This is a genomic window from Halobaculum sp. XH14 (assembly GCF_032116555.1).
Classification (GTDB): domain Archaea; phylum Halobacteriota; class Halobacteria; order Halobacteriales; family Haloferacaceae; genus Halorarum; species Halorarum halobium.
On sequence record NZ_CP134949.1, the window covers coordinates 1521655 to 1542748 of the forward strand.

Below are 21094 nucleotides of genomic sequence, written 5' to 3' on the forward strand. Positions count from 1 at the left end.
GCGGACCGGTTCCGTTCTCACTCCTCCAGTAGCGCCCTCGTCCGCCGGTGACGGTCGCGGAACATCGGCTCGAAGCCGACCTGAGCGAACGGTCCGAGTACCCTCCCGACCGCTCCGCCGGGGAGCCGATACTGCACCTCGTCCTGGACGAGGGTTCCGCCGTCCTCGGCGCGAAACCGGTGGGTGTGTCGCCACCTCGGAAACGGCCCCTCCTCCATCGTGTCCACGAAGTAGCCCTGGTCGTCGCCCCTGGCCCGCTCCCGAATCAGCGCGGTCCACGGCTGTCGGGGGCCGACGCCGAACGGCCTGACGCTCATCTCCAGTCGGGTCCCGGGCTCGAGCACCTCCGGGTCGAGTTCGCCGTCCGGACCGACGACGCGCTCGATGCGGAGGTTCATGAACGCGGGCGTCACCGATTCGAGGCCGGATTGCCGCGAGTGGAACGACCACACCTCCTCGAACGGCGCGTCGACGTGGGTCCGACGGCGATAGGTGCTCACGGTCGGATCGTCGGCCCGCCGGTAGAAACAACCTCCGGCGGTGACCCCGTCGGCCGGAACGACCGTCCGTGACGACGCTGCCGGACCGCGAACGACGACGGTATCGGTGGCTTTTACGACTCGTCCCACCGAGAGTCGAGTATGAGCGAGGACGGAGACTTCCGCATCGAACGGGACAGCCTCGGCGAGATGGAGGTGCCGGCGGACGCGTACTGGGGCGCACAGACCCAGCGCGCGGTCGAGAACTTCCCGATCTCGGGCATCGGGTTCGGCCGCCGGTTCGTCCGCGCGCTCGGCGTCGTCAAGAAGTCGGCCGCGCAGGCGAACCGCGACCTCGGACACGTCGAGGAGGACGTGGCGGCGGCGATCACCGACGCGGCGGACGAGGTCATCGCCGGCGACCACGACGACCAGTTCCCCGTCGACGTGTTCCAGACCGGCTCGGGCACCTCCTCGAACATGAACGCCAACGAGGTCATCGCGAACCGGGCCGCGGAACTCATGGGCGAGGGGATCGGCGACCGCGTCGTCCACCCGAACGACCACGTCAACTTCGGCCAGTCGAGCAACGACGTGATTCCGACGGCCATGCACGTCGCGTCGCTCGAGGCGGTCGAGAAGGACCTCATGCCGGCCCTGGAGGAACTCCACGCGGCGCTGGAGGAGAAGGAGGCCGAGTTCGACGGCGTCGTCAAGACCGGGCGGACGCACCTGCAGGACGCGACGCCCGTCCGGCTGGGCCAGGAGTTCGGCGGCTACCGCGCCCAGATCCAGAAGGGCATCAAGCGCGTCGCCGACGTCCGGTACCACCTGCGGGAACTCGCGCTCGGCGGGACCGCCGTCGGCACGGGGCTCAACACCGACCCCGAGTTTCCCGAACTCGCGGCCGAGTACGTCTCCGAGGAGACGAACACGCAGTTCCGCGAGGCGGACAACCACTTCGAGGCCCAGGCCGCCCACGACGCGATGTCGGAGGCGCACGGCGCGCTCCGCACGGTCGCCGGCAGCATGAACAAGATCGCAAACGACCTCCGACTGCTCGCTTCGGGCCCCCGGAACGGCCTCGGCGAGATCGAACAGCCGGAGAACCAGCCGGGCAGCAGCATCATGCCGGGGAAGATTAACCCCGTCGTCGCGGAGGCGGTCAACCAGGTCCACAAGCAGGTCGTCGGCAACGACGCCGCCGTCTCGGCCGGGGCCGCCGAGGGACAGATCGACCTGAACCTCTACAAGCCGGTGCTCGCTCACAACTTCCTCCAGTCGGCGGAACTGCTCGCCAACAGCGCGTCGGTGTTCGGCGAACGCTTCGTCGCCAAACTCGAGGCCAACGAGGAGTACTGCGCCGAGCGCGTCGAGCAGTCGATGGCGCTGGCGACGGCACTCAACCCCGCGATCGGCTACGACAGGGCCAGCGAGGTCGCCAAGACCGCGCTCAAGGAGGACAAGACCGTCCGGGAGGTCGTTCTGGAGAAGGGGTACCTGACCGAGGAGGAGGCCGACGAAGTGCTCGATCCGGAGGCGATGACCCACACCGGGATTCTGGGCGAGGACTGAACGGAACTGGGAGTCCGTGAAGGTCGGAGAGGACTGAACGGAACTGGGAATCCGTGAAGGTCGGCGAGGACTGAACGGAACCGGGAATCCGCGGACGCCGGCGAGGATTGAACGAACGGTCACCGTGGAGCCGACACCTATCAGTTTTTCTTGGCGGCGTGACAACGACCCACGCGTGACCGACGAGATCGCACGCGGGCTGGAGGGCGTCACCGTCGCCGAGACGCGCTTGAGCAGCATCGACGGCGACGAGGGCGAACTGATCATCGGGGGGTTCCCGCTCGCGGAACTGGCCGGCAACGCGACGTTCGAGGAGACGGTGTTCCTGCTCCGGGAGGACCGACTCCCCGACGAGGGGGAACTGGCGTCGTTCCGGGCCGACCTCGCGTCGCGTCGGGGCATCGAACCGGAGACGCGGGAGACGCTTCGCGCCGCCGCCCAACGGGAACTGCCCGCGATGGATGCGCTGAGGATGGGCGTCGCGGCCGCGAACCTCGGCGACGACGCCGGCGAGTCGGGCGACCCGGAGACCGACTCGCTCACCGCGATCGCGGTGCTGCCGACGATCGTCGCGACGTACTGGCGATGCCGACAGGGCGCGGAGCCGGTGGAGCCGCGGACCGACCTCGGCCACGCCGCGAACTACCTCTACATGCTGGAGGGCGAGGTGCCGGACGACGCAGCGGTTCGGGGGCTGGAGACGTACCTCAACGGCGTCGTCGATCACGGACTGAACGCCTCGACGTTCACCGCGCGCTGTATCGTCTCCACCGAGTCCGACGTGTTCTCGGCGGTCACGGGCGCGGTCGGCGCGCTGAAGGGGCCGCTCCACGGCGGCGCGCCCGGGCCGGTGCTGGACATGCTGCTCGACATCCACGAGTCGGGCGACCCGGCGGCGGCCGTCCACGAGCGGCTCGATGCCGGCGAGCGACTGATGGGGTTCGGACATCGAGTGTACTCGGTCCGCGACCCGCGCGCGGCGGTCCTCTCCGAGGCCGCCGAATCGTTCTACGCGGACGCCGGGAACGCCGACTTCTTCGAGTCCGCCCGGGAGGCCGAACGCGTCGGCGCCGAGGCGCTCGCGGAGCACCGGCCCGACCTGAACCTGGAGACCAACGTGGAGTTCTACACGGCCGTCCTGCTCCACGGCATCGGGATCCCGCGGGAGCTGTTCACGGCGACGTTCGGCGTGGCCCGGGTCGGCGGCTGGACCTCCCACTGTCTCGAACAGCTTTCGGACAACAAGATCGTTCGACCCCGCGCGCGGTACGTCGGCGACGAGGGGCGCGAGTGGACGGCCGTTGGTGAACGGTAGCGTGGTCGGCCCCCAGTTTGCGGATCACCGACGAAACGGGGAAATAACCCCACGCTTCGGGAGCGCGGCATCGGTACGTTCAACATCCATCCCCCCGAGGGTTCGGATATGCAGCAACTCATCTCCCGGAGTACCGGCCGGGATCTCCTCCGGTGTCGCCGGTGTGGCACGGAGTTTCCGGAGGGACGCGCGACGACGGACGGCTGGCACTACGCCTGCCCCACGGACGGCTGTGACGCGACCGGGATCGGCGACGGGCTGAAGCGACTCGACTGATCCGTCTCGGCTCGAAGCGACCTGACTGTCCCTTCTCTCTCCCGACATCTCCCTCAAAGCAGTCTGTTCACTGTCCGGTGATCCAGCGTCGCCGCCGCTCACGAGTGTAGGTTCGAAGAATCGGACCGTCCTCAGGTGTCGCCGCGTGGCGACGGGCTGAAGTCGGCGTTAGTTGCGGACGACGTTCGTCGCGCGGGGGCCCTTCGGGGCCTGTTCGATGTCGAACTCGATCTCGGTACCCTCCGTCAGATCCTCGCCGCCGACATCCTCCATGTGGAAGAACACGTCGTCGTCAGCATCCTCGGTGGAAATGAAACCGTAGCCGCCTGTGTCGTTGAAGAAATCAACTTTTCCGTTCGCCATTGCAAATGAACGTGGGGACGACACGGGTAAAGCCCTTGCGAGGGTCGTGGTACCACGACCGCCGGGCCATCGATCCGTCCCCGAACCGAATCCTTCGGACCGTTTCGACCCACAGCGACCGTGACTCACACCCTTTTTGCCCCGGGCCGCCCCACGTCCGACAATGACCGACCGCGACTACGACGACCTGGGGCTCGTCGCCGGGCTGGAGATCCACCAGCAGCTCGACACGGAGACGAAGCTCTTCTGCGGGTCGCCGACGACGCTGCGCGAACCCGAGGACGCCGAACGGACCATCACCCGCTTCCTCCACCCGACGAAGTCCGAACTCGGCGAGATCGACGAGGCCGCCCTCGAGGAGTCGCAGGTCGAACGCGAGTTCGAGTATCTCGCGTACGACACGACCTGTCTCGTGGAGGAGGACGACGAGCCGCCCTCCCGGGTCGACGACGAGGCGCTCTCGGTCGCGATGCAGATCGCCGCCCTGCTCGACGTGACCGTCGTCGACCAGGTCCACGTCATGCGGAAGATCGTCATTGACGGCTCGAACACCTCCGGCTTCCAGCGGTCGATGCTGCTGGGCGAGGAAGGCGAGATCGAGACGCCCGACGGCCCGGTCGGCATCGAGGACCTGATGCTCGAGGAGGAGTCCGCAAAGCGCGTCGAGGAGACCGAGGAGGGCGTCCGCTACTCGCTGGACCGGCTCGGCATCCCGCTCGTCGAGATCGGCACGAAACCGGACATCTCCTCTCCGAAACAGGCGCGCGACGCCGCGGAGCGAATCGGCATGCTGCTCCGCTCGACGGGCACCGTGAAGCGCGGGCTCGGCACCATCCGGCAGGACGTGAACGTCTCCATCGAGGACGGCGCGCGGGTCGAGATCAAGGGCGTCCAGGCGCTCGACCAGATCGACGAGATCGTCGCGCTGGAGGCCGACCGGCAGGCTGAACTCGTCGGGATCGCCGCGGAACTCGACGAGCGCGACGCCGCGGTGGGTGAGCCGGCCGAGGTGACGGACGTGTTCGCCGACACCGACTCGGGCGTCATCGCCGGCGCGCTGGACTCCGGTGGGGAGGTCCACGCGGTCCGCCTCGCCGGATTCGACGGACTGGTCGGGTGCGAACTCCAGCCCGACCGCAGGCTCGGCACCGAACTGTCCGATCACGCGAAGCGCCACGGCGCGGGCGGCATCTTCCACACCGACGAACTGCCGGCCTACGGCGTGACGGAGGCAGAGGTCGACGCGCTCAGCGATGCGGTGGACGCCGCCCCCGAGGACGCCGTCGCGCTCGTCGCCGACGACCCGGACGTCGCGGCGCTCGCCATCGAGGCCGCGGCCGAACGTGCGGAGACGGCCACCGAGGGCGTCCCCGAGGAGACGCGCGGCGCGAACGACGACGGGACGACCCGGTACATGCGCCCGCTGCCCGGCGCGGCCCGTCTCTACCCCGAGACCGACGTCCCGCCGGTCGAACTCGACCCGACCGACGTGGAGCCGCCGGAACTGCTCACCGAGAAGGCCGAGCGCTACGCGGACGAGCACGGCCTCGACGCAGGGCTGGCCGAGCAGGTCGCGTACGGCCGACGGATGCCGCTGTTCGAGGAGGCGGTCGCGGCCGGCGTCGACCCGACGTTCGCGGCCACGACGTTCGAATCGACCGTGACCGAGCTCCGGCGCGAGGACGTGCCCGTCGAGCGCCTGACCGACGACCACCTGCTCGCGGTGCTGCTCCTCGTCGAGGACGGCGACCTGGCGAAGGAGGGCGTGAACGAGGTGCTGGCGACGCTCGTTCGGAACCCCGAGCTCTCGGCCGGGGAGGCGGTCGAGGAGGCGGGACTCTCGGGCGTGGACGAGGACGACGTGCGCGAGGCGGTGGCCGAGGTCGTCGACCGCAACGCCGACCAGATCGAGCAAGAAGGGATGGGCGCGTTCTCGGGGCTGATGGGCGAGGCGATGGGTGCGCTCCGCGGGAAGGCGGACGGGGAGATCGTGAGCGACGTGCTACGCGAGGAGATCCGGAAGCGGGCCTGATTCCGATGCCCGTCCAGGAGGACCTCGCGAACCCGTTCGGGATGGACGAGGAGTGCCGGAACTGTCCCGAGCTGGCGAGCTGTCGGAAGCAAGTCGTCCACGGCTACGGCGACGCCGGGGGGGAGGTCATCTTCGTCGGCGAGTCGCCGACCGCGGCGGCGGAGGCGAACGGCGTCCCGTTCACCGGCGACGACGCGGGTCGTCGCATTCAGCGGATCCTCGGCGAACTCGGCCTCTCCAGGTCCGAGCCGAACGCCGCGGAACCCGAACTGCAAAACGTCTATCTCACCTACCTCGCCCGCTGTCGGCACCCCGACCGCCGGGCGACCGACGAGGAGGTCGCCAACTGCGAGCCGTACCGCAACGCCGAACTCCGGATGATCAACCCGGAACTCATCGTCCCCGTCGGCCAGCGCGCGCTGGAGGAACTGGCCATCGAGTACACCACCCGCGCGCCGGAGAGCTTCGACGCCGACGAGGAGCACGCGACGACGGTTCGCGGACGTGGCTTCGAACTCCTCCCGATGAAGGACCTTGCTGACCTGACCGACGCCGACGCGGACGCGTTCGTCGAGCACGTCCGTGAGAACGTCTTCTCGCGCGACTACCGACAGACGAAGGGGCGGCGGAGCCGGTAGTCTCCCGTGTTCCCCTCGTCGCGCTCATGCGGTCACCAGTAGGTCGTCCGCCAGCGCCGGGGTGCAGTGTGTCGCCCCCAGGCGACGGCGAGCGCGACGACTGCGACCAGCATCGCGAGCGTGATCGCGACGCCGCCCAGTGAGAGCCCGGTCAGGGAAAGCGAGACGAGCGATCCGAGCGCCAACAGCGCGACGAGCAGCGTTCCGAGCACGCCGAACCGTGTCACGTCCATACCGTGGCTGTCGAGCGCGAGAGTATAAGGTTGAAGGACGCGCCCCGCCGAGGTGCGGGCATGACCGTCGTCGTCGTCCTGGCCGACCCGCCGCGCCCCGGACTCGTGCTCCCCGACCTCCCCGACACGTCCCCGCTCTCGGCCGGGGCGGCGACCGACCTGTACCGGGCGCTGTTGAAGGACACCGTCCGCGCGGTGGAGCGCTCGGGAGCGAGTCTGCTCGTGAACTACCGGCCGGACGACCTCCTGCCGGACGGGTTCGTGACCGACACAGCAAGCGAGGCCGCGTTGCGCTCGCTCGCGGCGAGCGCCCTGGAGGACGTGACCGACGCGCGGTTCGAGGAGCAGGTCGGCTCCGACGTCTCGGCGCGGGCCGGCAACACGATCTCGCACCTGCTCGGCGAGGAGGGCGCCCAGTCCGTGGCGGTCGTGCGCGGCACGGCGCCGCTGCTCACGCGGTCGCTGCTCGACTCCTCGGCGATGAAGCTCCGGACGAACGAGACGGTGCTCGGCCCGTCGACCCGCGGCCGAACGTACTTCGCGGGCTACACCGAGCCGGCGGACTTCGCGGCCGCCTTCGGCGACGCGGAACTGGAGACGCTGACGGACCGCGCACGGGACGCGGGCCACGACGTCGAGTACCTCCCGATGCAGGTCGCCGTCGAGACGGGTGCGGACCTCCGGGACCTGCTGCCGGTCCTCTGGTCGCGAATCTCGGCGGAGCGCATCGTCCCCGAGCACACGGCCTCGTTCGTCCACGAGCACGGGCTTCGGGTCCGCGACGGCGAACTCGTCATCGACAATCCTTAAGTCGGCTATCGAGAAGACCCACTCGTGGTGGGATGGCAGAGTGGCCCATTGCGCCTGCCTTGAAAGCAGGTAGCCTCACGGCTTCCTGGGTTCGAATCCCAGTCCCACCGCGACATTTTACGCTGCGTTCGCCGCGGCGAGCCGCGGCTCTCTCGGTAAACTGTCGATTAAAAGCACTCCTCACTCCCGTCGCTCGCTCCGCTCGCTCGCTCTCGGAGGGGCGCGTGGTGCGACCGCACCGTTGCTGCCGTGGCGCGCGGCCGCTCGCGCGAGGGACGAGCACCGCAGCGAACGAGCGGAGTGTGCGAGCACGAGGAGCGCAGCGGCCGCACCGAGTCGACAGCCGCGGGGGCTTTCGAGCAGTTGCCGTCGATGGATGCTGACACACATCCAGCCGACCCAGAGCATCGGACCCATCCCGCAACGCCCAAACGCCCACCCCATCAACCACTGACCAAGAAGATGGAGCCGAAACGCGAGATGACGTCGGTCGACCTCACCGCCCTGGTCGGGGAACTCGGGCGCTACGAGGGCGCGAAGGTCGACAAGGTCTACCTCTACGGCGACGACCTCGTGCGGTTCAAGCTGCGCGACTTCGACCGCGGGCGCGTCGAACTCCTCGTCGAGACGGGCGAGGTGAAGCGCTGCCACGTCGCGGACCCCGCCCACGTTCCCGACGCGCCCGGCCGACCGCCGGAGTTCGCAAAGACCCTCCGGGCCCGCATCGGCGGCGGCGAGTTCGCCGGCGTCGAGCAGTACGAGTTCGACCGCATCCTCACCTTCGAGTTCGAGCGCCCGGACGAGGACACGTTCGTCGCCGCCGAACTGTTCGGGCAGGGGAACGTCGCCGTGCTCGATGAAACCAGGGAAGTCCAGCGGAGCCTGGAGACCGTCCGGCTGAAGTCCCGGACCATCGCGCCGGGGAGCCAGTACGAGTACCCGCAGTCGCGGCTCCACCCGCTGAACGTCGACTTCGAGCCGTTCAGGGCACGGATGGACGAATCCGACACCGACATCGTCCGGACGCTGGCGACCCAGCTCAACTTCGGCGGCCTCTACGCCGAGGAGGTCTGCACCCGCGCGGGCGTCGAGAAGGGCACGCCGATCGACGAGGCGACCGAGGAGCAGTACCGGGCCGTCCACGACGCCATCGTCCGCTTCCGCGAACGGCTCGATTCGGGCGATCTCGACCCTCGCGTCTATCTGGATGACGGGGAGGTGGTCGACGTGACGCCGCTCCCGCTGGAGGAGCACGAGGGACTGGAGAGCGAGGCGTACGACGACTTCAACGCCGCGCTCGACGCGTACTTCCACCGCCTCGACCTCACGGAGGACGAGGGGATCGACGACTCGCCCGACTTCGAGGCCGAGATCGAGAAGAAGCGGCGAATCATCGACCAGCAGGAGGGCGCCATAGCGGAGTTCGAGGAGCAGGCCGAGGCCGAGCGCGAGCGCGCCGAACTCGTCTACGCCCACTACGACCTCGTGGACGACGTGCTCTCGACGGTGCAGGCGGCCCGGGAGGAGGGTCGTCCCTGGGAGGAGATCGAGGCGACGTTCGCCGAGGGGGCCGACCGCGGCATCCCCGAGGCCGAGGCCGTCGAGGACGTGAACGGCGCCGAGGGGACGGTCCGCCTCTCGCTCGGGGAGGCGTCGGTCACGCTGGACGCGCTCACGGGGCCGGAGAAGAACGCGGACCGGCTCTATCAGGAGGCAAAGCGCATCGAGGGGAAGAAGGAGGGCGCGGAGGCGGCGATCGAGAACACCCGCGAGGAGCTCGCGGAGGTACGAGCGCGCAAGGAGGCCTGGGAGGCGGCGGACGAGGAGCAGGGTGCGCCGGGGGACGGTGCCGAGTCGGACGCGGATGGCGAGGCGGACGACGACGGGGAGGAGCCGGACGTCGACTGGCTCTCCCGGCCCTCGGTCCCGATCCGCCAGCAGGACCACTGGTACGACCGGTTCAGGTGGCTCCAGACGAGCGACGGCTTCCTGGTCATCGGCGGCCGGAACGCCGACCAGAACGAGGAACTCGTGAAGAAGTACATGGACGCCGACGACCTGTTCCTCCACGCGCAGGCCCACGGCGGGCCGGTCACGGTCATCAAGGCGACGGACCCGTCCGAACCCGCACGGGACGTCACCATCCCCGAGCAGTCGCGCGAGGAGGCCGCCCAGTTCGCCGTCTCGTACTCCTCGGTGTGGAAGGACGGCCGCGGGGCGGGCGACGCCTACCTCGTGACGCCCGAGCAGGTGTCCAAGACGCCCGAGTCGGGCGAGTACGTCGAGAAGGGCGGGTTCGTCATCCGCGGCGACCGGGAGTACTACCGCGACGTCCCCGCCTCGGTGTCGGTCGGCGTGCAGGCCGAGCCGGAGACGCGCGTCGTCGGCGGGCCCACCTCGGCCATCGAGGACCGCGCGGAGACGACCATCAAACTCCGGCCGGGCAAGTTCGCGCAAAACGACGCGGCCGTGAAGTGCTATCGGGAGTTCAAGCGACGCTTCGCCGACGACTCGTTCGTCCGGAAGATCGCCTCCGCCGACCGGATTCAGGAGTTCCTCCCGCCGGGCGGGAGCGACCTGCTGGGGGTCTGAGATGCTACAGGAGGCGCTGGCGTTCCCGTTCCGTGGCGACCGCGGCGACGCGCTCGAGACGCTCGCGATCGGCGGCGGGCTCCACCTGCTCGCCGCGTTCGTTCCCCTCCTCCCGCTCGTCCCGGTGGTCGGCTACCTCGTCGGGCTGTTGCGAGCGGATGGCGGTGGCGTCGGTGGAAACCGGGCCGATGGCGGCGGCGACGACGCTGCCGATCCGAGCGGAGGTGTCAGCGACGACGGTGAGGCCGTCGCCGAGGGTGGCCCCCACGGCCACGGTGTCGAGCTCCCGCTGTTCAGGGGGCCGAGGCGACTGCTCCGGGACGGGCTGTTCGGGTCGCTCGTCTGTCTCGCCTACCTCGTTCCGCCGGTCGCGTTCCTCCTGCTGACGGTCGGCCGCGCCGCGATCGAGGGGGTTCCCGCCGACGTCCCGTCACGCCTGTTCGTCGTCGCCAGCACGCTCTCGCTGCTGCTCGCCGCCACGTTCGCGTACGTGCTGCCGGCGGCGCTCGTGGGGCTCGCACGCTCGGGGCTACGGGCCGCCTTCGACCCGCGGGGGCTGTGGGGAACGGTGACCGACGGCCGGTACTTCTACGCGTGGAGCGTGGGGGCTGTGACGATCGGGTCGGCCGTCGCGCTGGCCCAGCCGCTCAACCGGATCGCCCTGGGATTCTTCGTCCTGTTCTACGCCGAGGTCGTCGCGGCGCGGGCGATCGCCGACGGCGTGCGGGGAAACGGTTTTACATCGGCTCGGTGACCCATCACGCATGCTGGAAGAATCACTGCGCTACCCGCTGGAGAGCGACGACAGCATCGCCACGCTGCTCATCGGCGCGCTGCTCACCGTTCTGAGTATCCTCATCATCCCGGCGTTCATCGTCCAGGGCTATCTCGTCCGCGTCCTGCGCTCGTCGGTCGCCGGCGAGACGGAAGCGCCGTCGTTCACCGACTGGGGTGACCTGTTCGTCGACGGCCTCAAACTGTTCCTCATCAACCTCGTGTTCGGCATCATCGTCGCCATCCCGTTCGTCATCGTGACCGTGGTGTTCCTCGGCGGCGCGTTCGCGGCCGGCGACGCCGGAGGCGGATCCGGTGCCGCGGCGCTGGGCCTGCTGAGTCTGCTGCTGTTCGCGGTCGTCGGCCTGCTGGCGCTCGTGCTCGCGTACTTCCTCCCGGCGATGTTCGCGAACTTCGCCGTGGAAGGTCGCCTCGGCGCGGCGTTCGACCTCTCGACCGTGCGCGCGGTCGCGTTCACCTCGGAGTACTTCGTGGCCGTCCTGCTGGGCGTCGTGGCCGGTGCCGTTCTCAACTCGGTCGGCGGGACGCTCGCGTTCATCCTCGTCGGCCTGCCGATCCTGTTCTACGGGCAGGTCGTCACCTACTACCTGTTCGGCCGGGGCTACGCCGAGGGACGGACCGCCTCCGGGCTCTCGCCCGCGCCCGGGTCGACGGCGACGACGACCGACCGCTCCGGCGGCGTCTGAGAAGGCCTTAGTAGCCGGGTCGCCCATCCCCCTCCATGCGAATCGAAGGCCGCGGTCGCGGCGCGGAGGGCCGCGAGCGGCTCACGGTCGTCCCGGAGACGACCGACGACCTCTGGCACCTCTCGCACGTCCTGGAGCCCGGCGACCGCGTGGAGGCCGACACGACACGGCGCGTCCAGCGGGACGACGAGAACCTCCGTGACACCGGCGGCGAGCGCGAGCACATGCACGTCACCATCGAGGTCGAGGACGTCGAGTTCGCGCGCTTCGCCAACCGGCTCCGGGTCGGCGGCGTCATCGTCGGCTGCTCTCGCGAGGACCAGCTGGGCCACCACCACACGATCAACGTCGAGGAGCGCTCGGAACTCACCGTCGAGAAGCAGTTCAAGCCCGACCAGATCGAACGCATCGAGGAGGCCGAGGAGGCGACCGACGCGCCCGACGTCGCCATCGCCACCGTCGAGGAGGGGGCCGCGTACATCCACACCGTCCAGCAGTACGGTACGGAGGAGTACGCCAGCTTCACGAAACCGACCGGGAAGGGCGAGTACGCCCGCCCCCGCGAGGAGCTGTTCGGCGAACTCGGCGACGCGCTCGCACACGTCGACTCGGACGCGATCATCCTCGCCGGCCCAGGGTTCACGAAGAACGACGCGCGGGACCACGTCACGGAGCAACACCGCGAACTCGCCGACCGCATCACCGTCGTCGACACGTCGGCCGCGGGGGACCGCGGGGTCCACGAAGTGTTGAAGCGCGGGGCGGTCGCGGACGTCCAGCGCGAGACCCGAATCGCCCGCGAGGCGGAGCTCATCGACCGGCTGACCGAACACATTGCGGAGGGCGCGAAGGCGACCTACGGCGTCGCTGAGACGATGGAGGCCGCCGAGTTCGGCGCGGTCGAGACGCTGCTCGTCCTCGACGAGCGGCTCCGGCAGGAACGACAGGGCGAGGGCGACTGGGACGTCGACGCGAACGAACTCATCGAGTCCGTCGAACGGAAGGGCGGCGACGTGGTCGTCTTCTCGGCTGAGTTCGCGCCGGGCCAGCAGCTCCGGAACCTCGGCGGCGTCGCCGCGCTGCTCCGATATCGGCTGCAGTGAACGGCGACGGGTCCGCCAGACGCCCGCACCTGACGGCAAGCGTTTGACCCAGACGGCTCGACCCTGACGGTCGACGCTGAAGGGGTCTCCCGAACGCTCGACGCCGGACGTCCGGAACCGCCCGTGCCGCTCGGAGACCGTTTCGACCGACGTGGCGCCCGGCGTGTCGGTGACCCCGGCCGGGTCGAAATCGTGACATTTGGTACCAGTAGGCAAGAGATAAGCCCCGGCTTCTCCTATCGGGAACCATGGAGGTGATCGAACGCCCGACGTTCGAGTCGGAGGCGAGGAAACGCATGTACGAGTACGTCGAGCGGCACGGGACGGCCGAGCGCAACTTCCTCTTCGAGGTGGTGTCGGTGCCGAGCGAGGAGTTCCGGACCGAACTGGAGCTGTTGAAATCCAGAGGCTACCTCGAGGAGGACGGGGGGACCCTCAGCGTCGCCCTCGACGCCGGCTCCGTCGGGGAGTACGCGACCGGGGGCGTCGCGTTCACGATCAGGCCGGCCCGGCAGGACGACTTCGAGGGGCTCGTGAACGTGATCCGGGACGTGACCGCCGAGGAGACGTACGTCGTCGCCGAGAGCATCGCCGAACAGCTGCTGTACGAGGACACCGTCACGCGCCACAACACCGTCGAGTCGCGGCTGTTCTTCGTGGCGACCGTCGAGGGGTCGGTCGTCGGCTGGACCCACCTCGACCTGCCGCAGGTCCGTCGCGTCCGGGAGACCGCACAGCTGACGGTCGGCGTCGAGACGACCTCCCGCGGGTACGGAATCGGGAGCAAGCTCCTCCAGCGTGGGCTCGACTGGGCGGAGGCGAACGGCTACCGCAAGGTGTACAACAGCATCCCGGTGACCAACGAGAACGCCCTCTCGTTTCTCACCGACCGCGGCTGGAACACGGAAGCGATCAGACAGGAGCACTACACCATCGACGGCGAGTACGTCGACGAGGTGATGATGGCCTATGCGTTCTGATCGGGACGCTCCCGACCGGGGTCCGAGGGCCCGGGTCCTCCACGATTAGTCACCGACTACTATTGTCGGCGCACGGGCGTTCTCCCGTTGATGTCGAACACATGGGTGAGGGACGCCGCTCCCACGGCGGCGCTCCCGGACCCCGTCGAATCCCCGGCCGTCACGTACGACCCGTCGCTCGAACGGCTCCGGGAACTGGCAGCGGACGACGAAACGACCACGGAGTTCGGCTGTCCGGCCTACGTCAGCGAGCACCGCTCGCGCAACGCCGAGCGGACGAAAAACGCCGTCGACGACGAGTTCACGGCCGTCGACGACGCGCTGTTCGAGGACGCCGCCACCGCCGCCGGCGAGCGGGGGATGCTCTGTCTCGACCGCAGGATGGGCCGGCGTCCCGAACTCTCGTTCGTCTGTCGCTACTACGTCCCTCGCGAGCACGCACGCATCGCGCTCGCGTGGGCGACGCTGTTCGAACCGGTCGAGTCGGCCTCGAGGCTCGCGGAGCCACCGGAGCCGGACTTCGTGACCGTCCAGCTTCCGGACCGGAGCGAGACCGCCATCAGGGTCCTTCCCGACGAGGGGTTCACCGTCGTCCTCGGGACCGACTACACCGGCGAGGCCAAGAAGTCGTTCCTGCGGCTGTTCATGTACCACGCGAAGCAGGCGGGCGGGCTCGGGCTCCACGCCGGCAGCAAACGGGTCGTCGCGCGCGACGCCGACGGCGATCTGAACGAGGTGGGACAGCTGTTCCTCGGTCTCTCCGCGACGGGGAAGTCCACGCTGACCGCCCACGGCTTCGGGTTCGAACCGCCGGAGGGAGCGCGGATGTGTCAGGACGACGTCTGCGCGCTCCTCCCCGACGGCACCGTCGCGGGCAGCGAGGGTGGGGGACTGTACGTCAAGACCATCGGGCTGGACGCCGACGAGCAGCCGGCGCTGTACGGCGCGGTCACCCACGAGTCGGCCGTCCTGGAGAACGTCGCGATCGAGGAGGACGGGACGGTCGAGTTCGACGACGACGCGCTCACCAGGAACGGCCGCGCGGCCATCCGCCGGGACGAACTCTCCTCGGCCGCCGACGAGATCGACCTCGACGGGGTCGATCAGGTCTTCTTCATCACGCGAAACCCGGCCATGCCGCCGGTGGCGAAGCTCGACGCCGACGAGGCCGCGGCCGCGTTCATGCTCGGCGAGTCCGTCGAGACCAGCGCGGGCGACCCGGAGAACGCCGGCGAGTCCATCCGCGTCGTCGGCACCAACCCGTTCATCGTCGGCCCGGAGGGCGAGGAGGGGAACCGGTTCCGGGAACTCGTCGCGGCGCTCGACGTCGACTGTTTCGTCCTCAACACCGGCTCGGTCGGCGAGGACGGACGCGACGTCGGCGTCGACGACACGGTGACCGTCCTGCGCGAACTCGCCAGGGGACGCGTCGAGTGGCGCGAGGACGGGGCCACGGGGCTGACCGTCCCGCGGTCGGTGCCCGGGATGAACGTCGACGAGTTCGCGGTCGAGGAGAACGTCGAGGGGTACGAGCGGACGCTCCGGGACCTCCGCGCGGAGCGGCGGGCGTACCTCTCCGGGTTCGACGCGCTCGAGGACCGGGTCGTGGAGGCCGTCTACTGACGGGCCCCGCCCGGGTTCCCAACTCAGACGGGAGACGATCCGACTCGGCCGATCCGGCCGACCCGGCCGAACTCCTCCGTCCCGGCCGGCGTTCGCCGGGGGCACCAACGCTAAGGGCCGCCTGTGACACGAGCACCCATGGCAGGATTCGACCGCCGTCACCTCATGTGGGCGGCGCTGGCGTTCGGTTTCCTCTTCGTGAACTTCTTCCGGAACTCGACGGCCGTCCTCGCGGGCGAGCTCGCGGCGGACTTCTCGACGACGGCCGCCGAGCTGGGCCTGCTCCACTCGTCGTTCTACTACATCTACGCCGCCGCACAGCTCCCGGCGGGACTGGTCGCCGACCGCTACGGCCCCCGCAGGGTCGTCGCCGGCGGACTGGTCGGGATGGCCGTCGGGGTGACGGTGTTCGCAGCGAGCGGGTCGCTCGCGGTCGGCTTTCTCGGCCGCGCGCTCGCCGGCTTCGGCGGCAGCGTCATCTACGTCGCGGTGTTGCGCTTCTGTGCGAACTGGTTCGCGCCCGAGGAGTTCGCCACGATGACGGGCTTTACCATCGCCGCCGCCGGGCTGGGCGGCATCCTCGCGACCACGCCCCTCGCAATCGTCGCGGGCGCCGCGGGCTGGCGCGTCGTGCTCCTCGCCAGCGCGGGGACGATGCTTGTCGCGGCGGTCCTCGTCGCGGTCGTCGTGCAGGACCGCCCGACGGAGGCCGACGCGGCAGCCCACGAGGGCGTCGAGGGCGAACCGGACGGCGGGGAGGACGCCGCCGCGCTCCGGGACGTCCTCGCCGGCGCGCGGCGCGTGCTCGCCGACCTCGACACCTGGCTCATGGGGACGATGCTGTTCCTGGTCATCGGGCTCAACTTCACCGTCGTCGGGCTCTGGGGGGTCCCGTACATCGTGAACCTCTACGACGTGTCGGTCGCCACGGCCGCGCTGACGGTGCTGGCGGCCAACGTCGGCTTCGCGCTCGGCTCGCCGACGTTCGGCGCGCTCTCGGATCGGCTCGGCCGGCGGACCGAGGTGATCCTCGCCTCCTGTCTCCTGTTCTGTGGCTCGTACGCGGTCGTCTTCCTCACGGTGACGCCGCCGCTCGTCGTCGTCGCCGCCGCGTTCTTCACGGCGATGTTCGTCACGGGCGGGGCGTCCGTCGCGTACACGGTCGCCAAGGAGCGGCACGTCGACGACAGCGGCGCGGCGACGGGGACCGTGAACGGCCTCGCGTACGCCGGCGCGGCGGTGTTTCCGGCGGTGATGGGCGTCGTCCTCGACGCCTACTGGACCGGGGAGGTCATCGACGGGGCGCGGGCCTACACCGAGGCCGGCTACCGGGTCGCGTTCGGCCTCGTCACGCTCGGCGGCGTCGTCGCCGTCGCCTGCGCGCTCGCGCTCCACGTCCGCGAACGGCGGCGGGCCGACGAGCCCACGCCCGCGACGGCGGACTGACCCCGGCTGACCGCCCGCCGCGGTGGACCGTCCGCATCGGGAGCGTCGCCGGTTCGGCTCACTCGCCGGTGAGCGCCTGGCTCGCGCGCGAGACGTCGATCGGCGTCCCGAGCCCCTCCTCGCTTGCCTTCTCGTACAGCAGGTGTGCGGCCGCGGCGGTCTCGATGCCGGTGCCGCCCGAGTCGAAGATAGTGATCTCCTCCTCGTCGGTCCGGCCCGGCTCGACGCCCGCGACGACCTCGCCGAGCTCGGCGTGGACGTGATCCTCGTCGACGACGCCCGCCTCCAGCGCGGAGAGGAACGAGCCGGCGTCCGTCGTCGCCCTGGCGCGGAGGTCGGGGACGTACGTGGCTCGCTCGATCGCGGCGTGGTCGAGTTCGCGCTTCGCCGGGTCGTACTGGCCCATCGCCGTGACGTGGGTGCCGGGTTCGAGCTGGTCGCCGTCGAACACCGGTTCGGCCGCGCTGGTCGCGGTCACGACGATGTCGGCGTCCTCGATCGCGGCCGCCGAGGAGGCGACGGCCGCCACGGACGCGTCCACTGACGCGTTCAGTTCGCCCGCGAACGTCTCGCGGTGCTCCTTCGTGGGCGAGTACACCCAGACGGTCTCGAGGTCACGGACCGTCGCCGTGGCCTTCAACTGGCCGCGCGCCTGTGCGCCGCTCCCGATGAGTGCGAGCGACGAGGCGTTCTCGCGCGCCAGCGCGTCGACGCCGACCGCGCCCGCCGCGCCGGTCTTGAACGGGTTCATCGACGCGCCGTCCAGCAGCGCGAGCGGCTCGCCGGATTCGGCGTCGAACAGCGGCGTCATGAACCAGGCGTCCCGCTCGCCGAACCCGGCCGAGTACATGTACCCGCCCATCGCGCCCGTCTCCGGCAGGATGGCCGCGTACGCGGTGAACATGCCGGGCGGGTCGTCGTTGACCAGCTTCGTCCGGGGTTCGGCCGGCGCGCCCTCGCCGATCTGCCGATAGGCGTCGCGGACGGCGTCGACGTACTCTGCGGGCGTCGCGAGGTCGGCGACCTCGTCGCTCGACAGGAACAGCGCCTGGGTCATGAACCGCGGTTCGACGGCCGGGGTGATAAGAACTGTCGCCTAGTCGGCGTTCGGCGGCGACGCCGTCGCCGTCTCGGTCCGGACCGCCCCCTCGGCGGGGGTCGCGGTCGTCGGCCCGCGGACGAACATCGCGTGCGCGATCAGCAGCGCGGAGACACCACCACCGACGGGAACGGCCGCCTGAACGGACAACCCGCCCATCGCGAGAACTGCGGTGACTCCGAGCAGTGCGGCGGGAATGAGGCCGAGAACGTAGTCGTGGTATCCGGTCATGATGTACTACACACTATGGTCACCGGTCATATAGTTGTTTTGCATACGTACCCTATACTTCTCGGGTCGAGAATGAGGATAGCACTCATAACTTATGGAGAACGCAAGCTTCCAGATCGGATAACTCCCCCTTCCCGTCCGGTGGCATCCGCTTGGTAACTGTTGACAATGGGCCGGTAGGTGCCGGTTTCGCGGCGGGAGGGGCCCGTCGAAGCTCGCCGCGACCCCCTCGGCAAACGTCCCGACGCGGGCCCCGAGCGTGGTCGGCGCCTGCGGGACCCGGCTGAGCGCCACGCCGGCCAAGGGGTCTTTTGTCGTCACCGTCCCTGCAGCCGTCATGAACCGCGAAGCCGGCGTCGGGGCGTTCCTGGTCGCCGGCGTCGGGCTCGCGGGAGCCCTCGGCGGGGGGCTCCTGTTCGTCCCGGAGCGGGTCGGTCCGGTCGTGGGGCCGCCGACCCCGCTCACGTTCCTCGTCGCCGGCGGCGCCATCGCCTGCGTCAGCGCCGCGTTCGCCGTGCTCGCGTCGGGACCGTTCGGGGCGGGGACGGGCCTGGTTTATCGGGCGGTGTCGCGGACGTGGGGCTCGCGGACGGTCGGCGTCGCCGCCGCGTGGCCGTCGGTCGCGGCCTACGTCGCGCTGCTCGCGCTGGTGGCGAACTGGCTCGGCCACCTCGGGGTGCTCCCGGCCGGGACGCGAACGCTCGGGACCGGGTTCGGCGGGACCGACGCCGGTTCGGCGGTCGAGCTGCTCGTCGGCCCGCTCCCGTCGCTCCCGCCCGGACCGCTCGCCGCCCTGGCCTGCCTGCTCGCGCTCGGGGTCCACCTGCTGGGTGCCCGCCGTGCGATGCTGGCCGTGGCGGTCCCGGTCTGGGCGCTGCTCGGCGGCGCGACCCTCGCGCTCGCGCTCGCGTTCGTGCCGGGCGTCGGCGAGTTCGTCCCGGCGAACTACGACCCGCTGTTCCCCACGAGCGACCTGCGGGCTCGGGCGCTCCCCCGGTTCATCGAGGGGGTCGGGATCGCGCTGTTCGCGTTCGTCGGCGTCGACGCCGCCGCCAGCGTCGGGGACGGGGGGACCGACGAGCGACCCGTCGGCATCCTGCTGGCGACGGCGACGCTGACGTTCCTGACGGCGCTCGCGACGTTCGTCTCGCTCGGCGTCGTCAACTGGATCCGACTCACGCAGGCGGGCGTGCCGACGGCGGACGCCGTCGCGGCGTACCTCCCGCTCGACCCGGGACCGGTGACGGCCCTCGTGGGCCTGGTGTTCGCGTGGACCGCGCTCGTCGCGCTCGGGTTCCCGGCCTCGCGAACGCTGGCCGGCTTCGCGGAGCTCGTCGGGCCCGATCCCCCCGTCGATCCTGTCACCGCCGGGCTCGTCCTCGCCTACGGTGGCGCGGCGGCGATCTGCCTGTTCGGCGTCCTCGCGCCGGCGGTGTATCTCGCGGTTCCCGGGCTCGCGGTCGCGTATCTCGCCGTCGTCGTCACCGCGGCGGCGCTCTCGCACCGCAGTCCGGACCGGTGGGCGGAGTGCTCGATACGCCCCGGTCCTCGCCTGCGTGCCGCACTGGCGGTCGGTGGCGGCCTCGCGGCGCTCTCGATCCTCGCCGTCCCGGCGATCAGGGACCCGGCGACGGTGCTCTCCTGGACGCTCCACCGGGTCGAACTCGTCGTGCTCGGCTTCGATCTGGTCCGGGATCCGCTGGCGAGCGCCGTGCCGGCGCTGCTGGCCTGGGAACTGCTCGGCGTCGGCGTCCTCTTCGTGTTGCGTGACTATCGGGACGCAAACGGCATCACCCTCCCGCCGCTGTCGGGCTCCGGCCGCGAACCGTAACCGCCTCACCCCTGCGGCCGCTCCGGTCCGACGATGGAAACCGGCGCGATTCCCCTCGCCGACCTCGCCGGCCCGTTCGACCTGCAGTCGACCGTCGAGAGCGGCCAGTCCTACCTCTGGCGGCGCAGGGACGGCGGCACGTACGAGTCGCTGTCGGTCCACGGCGGCGACCACTGGTACGAGACCGTCGTCCCGCCGATGGACGACGTGAACGACGAGCGGGCGGCCGTTCGGGTCCGCCTGGCGGACGGCCGGCTGGAGTGGGAGTCGACCACGGACGCCGTGCCGATCCTCACGCACCTCCTCAGGCTCGACGACGACCTCGACGCGGTCCGCGAGGCCACGCCGACCCTGCCGCTGCTGGAGCGTGCGTTCGACGCCTACGAGGGGATGCGACTCGTCCGCGACCCGCCGTTCGCCTGCCTGATCTCGTTCATCTGTTCGGCCCAGATGCGCGTCTCGCGCATCCACGGGATGCAGTTGCGGCTCGCGGAAACGTACGGCGACGGGATGGAACTCGACGGCGATGTCGTCCACGCGTTCCCGACGCCCGCTCAGCTCGCCGCGCGGACCGAGGCCGACCTCCGCGACCTCGCGCTGGGCTACCGCGCGCCGTACGTCCAGCGCACGGCCGAGATGGTCGCCGACGGCGAGGCCGACCCCGCCGACGCCGTGGGGCTCCCGTACGAGGAGGCGCGCGACTCGCTGACCCGCTTCGTCGGCGTCGGCGACAAGGTGGCCGACTGCGTGCTGCTGTTCTCGCTCGGCTTCCTCGAGGCGGTCCCGCTCGACACCTGGATCAGGACCGCCATCGCGGACCACTTCCCGGACTGTGATCGCGGGAACTACGCGGCCACCTCGCGTGCCATTCGCGAGCGACTCGGCGGCGAGTACGCGGGCTACGCGCAGACGTATCTGTTCTACTACCTCCGCGCCGGCGGGGACTGACCCGAAGCCGGCGGTGCGTGACCGTCGGATCGACCTCAC

At 70.2% G+C, this 21094-nt stretch carries 20 protein-coding genes and 1 tRNA gene; 16 read left to right on the forward strand and 5 right to left on the reverse strand.

The window, feature by feature from the left end:
* Positions 1-17 precede the first annotated feature (17 nt).
* Positions 18-500, reverse strand: coding sequence for an SRPBCC family protein (locus RJT50_RS07755; RefSeq protein WP_313695625.1), 483 nt, complete (start codon positions 498-500; stop codon positions 18-20).
* Positions 501-641: 141 nt separating this feature from the next.
* Between RJT50_RS07755 and RJT50_RS07760 the strand changes: the two genes are divergently transcribed.
* The 3 genes from RJT50_RS07760 to RJT50_RS07770 all read left to right on the forward strand — a co-directional run bounded on the left by RJT50_RS07760 (position 642) and on the right by RJT50_RS07770 (position 3645).
* Positions 642-2054, forward strand: coding sequence for a class II fumarate hydratase (locus RJT50_RS07760; RefSeq protein WP_313695627.1), 1413 nt, complete (start codon positions 642-644; stop codon positions 2052-2054).
* Between the two features lie 175 nt (positions 2055-2229).
* On the forward strand, positions 2230-3369 hold the full coding sequence (locus RJT50_RS07765) for a citrate/2-methylcitrate synthase (RefSeq protein ID WP_313695630.1): 1140 nt from the start codon (positions 2230-2232) through the stop codon (positions 3367-3369).
* 108 nt (positions 3370-3477) lie between these two features.
* Positions 3478-3645 (forward strand): HVO_2901 family zinc finger protein, encoded by a 168-nt coding sequence (locus RJT50_RS07770; protein ID WP_313695632.1) that lies wholly within the window; start codon positions 3478-3480, stop codon positions 3643-3645.
* Positions 3646-3813: 168 nt separating this feature from the next.
* On the opposite strand, the gene RJT50_RS07775 is transcribed toward RJT50_RS07770, so the two are convergent.
* Positions 3814-4008 (reverse strand): cold-shock protein, encoded by a 195-nt coding sequence (locus RJT50_RS07775; protein WP_179169020.1) that lies wholly within the window; start codon positions 4006-4008, stop codon positions 3814-3816.
* Positions 4009-4171: 163 nt separating this feature from the next.
* Here RJT50_RS07775 and gatE point away from each other — a divergent pair, with 163 nt between their 5' ends.
* Complete coding sequence (gene gatE / locus RJT50_RS07780; protein WP_313695637.1) at positions 4172-6040, forward strand: Glu-tRNA(Gln) amidotransferase subunit GatE; 1869 nt, start codon at positions 4172-4174, stop codon at positions 6038-6040.
* A gap of 5 nt (positions 6041-6045) precedes the next feature.
* A complete protein-coding gene (locus RJT50_RS07785; RefSeq protein WP_313695639.1) occupies positions 6046-6678 on the forward strand; it encodes a uracil-DNA glycosylase in 633 nt (210 codons plus the stop codon).
* 32 nt (positions 6679-6710) lie between these two features.
* On the opposite strand, the gene RJT50_RS07790 is transcribed toward RJT50_RS07785, so the two are convergent.
* The gene (locus RJT50_RS07790; RefSeq protein ID WP_313695641.1) at positions 6711-6911 is read right to left on the reverse strand and encodes a hypothetical protein; all 201 of its coding nucleotides are present in this window, start codon (positions 6909-6911) and stop codon (positions 6711-6713) included.
* Positions 6912-6971: 60 nt separating this feature from the next.
* Here RJT50_RS07790 and RJT50_RS07795 point away from each other — a divergent pair, with 60 nt between their 5' ends.
* From RJT50_RS07795 to RJT50_RS07835, 9 genes are all read left to right on the forward strand, one after another.
* Positions 6972-7721, forward strand: a complete 750-nt coding sequence (locus tag RJT50_RS07795) for a DUF2064 domain-containing protein (RefSeq protein ID WP_313695643.1) — start codon at positions 6972-6974, stop codon at positions 7719-7721.
* A 26-nt stretch (positions 7722-7747) separates the two neighbouring features.
* Positions 7748-7831 (forward strand) — tRNA-Ser (locus RJT50_RS07800).
* Between the two features lie 352 nt (positions 7832-8183).
* Positions 8184-10313, forward strand: a complete 2130-nt coding sequence (gene rqcH / locus RJT50_RS07805) for a ribosome rescue protein RqcH (RefSeq protein ID WP_313695644.1) — start codon at positions 8184-8186, stop codon at positions 10311-10313.
* Between the two features lies 1 nt (position 10314).
* Positions 10315-11067 (forward strand): DUF4013 domain-containing protein, encoded by a 753-nt coding sequence (locus RJT50_RS07810; RefSeq protein WP_313695647.1) that lies wholly within the window; start codon positions 10315-10317, stop codon positions 11065-11067.
* A gap of 10 nt (positions 11068-11077) precedes the next feature.
* The gene (locus tag RJT50_RS07815; protein WP_313695649.1) at positions 11078-11794 is read left to right on the forward strand and encodes a DUF4013 domain-containing protein; all 717 of its coding nucleotides are present in this window, start codon (positions 11078-11080) and stop codon (positions 11792-11794) included.
* A 35-nt stretch (positions 11795-11829) separates the two neighbouring features.
* Positions 11830-12897 (forward strand): mRNA surveillance protein pelota, encoded by a 1068-nt coding sequence (locus RJT50_RS07820; protein ID WP_313695652.1) that lies wholly within the window; start codon positions 11830-11832, stop codon positions 12895-12897.
* A 248-nt stretch (positions 12898-13145) separates the two neighbouring features.
* Positions 13146-13877: a GNAT family N-acetyltransferase gene (locus RJT50_RS07825; protein WP_313695655.1), complete on the forward strand. Its 732-nt coding sequence runs from the start codon at positions 13146-13148 to the stop codon at positions 13875-13877.
* Positions 13878-13967: 90 nt separating this feature from the next.
* Positions 13968-15500, forward strand: a complete 1533-nt coding sequence (locus RJT50_RS07830) for a phosphoenolpyruvate carboxykinase (ATP) (protein WP_313695658.1) — start codon at positions 13968-13970, stop codon at positions 15498-15500.
* Positions 15501-15638: 138 nt separating this feature from the next.
* Positions 15639-16946, forward strand: coding sequence for an MFS transporter (locus tag RJT50_RS07835; protein WP_313695660.1), 1308 nt, complete (start codon positions 15639-15641; stop codon positions 16944-16946).
* Positions 16947-17004: 58 nt separating this feature from the next.
* Here the strand turns inward: RJT50_RS07835 and RJT50_RS07840 are convergent, their stop codons facing one another.
* Together RJT50_RS07840 and RJT50_RS07845 are read right to left on the reverse strand one after the other, a co-directional pair.
* On the reverse strand, positions 17005-18003 hold the full coding sequence (locus tag RJT50_RS07840; protein WP_313695661.1) for an ornithine cyclodeaminase family protein: 999 nt from the start codon (positions 18001-18003) through the stop codon (positions 17005-17007).
* Positions 18004-18042: 39 nt separating this feature from the next.
* Entirely contained in the window at positions 18043-18276 is a 234-nt protein-coding gene (locus RJT50_RS07845) for a DUF8015 family protein (RefSeq protein WP_313695663.1), read from the reverse strand.
* Between the two features lie 337 nt (positions 18277-18613).
* On the opposite strand from RJT50_RS07845, the gene RJT50_RS07850 reads away from it, so the two are divergent.
* Positions 18614-20107 carry an APC family permease gene (locus tag RJT50_RS07850; protein WP_313695664.1) on the forward strand — a complete coding sequence of 498 codons (1494 nt, stop codon included), beginning with the start codon at positions 18614-18616 and terminating at the stop codon, positions 20105-20107.
* Positions 20108-20140: 33 nt separating this feature from the next.
* Complete coding sequence (locus RJT50_RS07855) at positions 20141-21055, forward strand: DNA-3-methyladenine glycosylase family protein (protein ID WP_313695665.1); 915 nt, start codon at positions 20141-20143, stop codon at positions 21053-21055.
* The last annotated feature ends 39 nt before the right edge of the window (positions 21056-21094 follow it).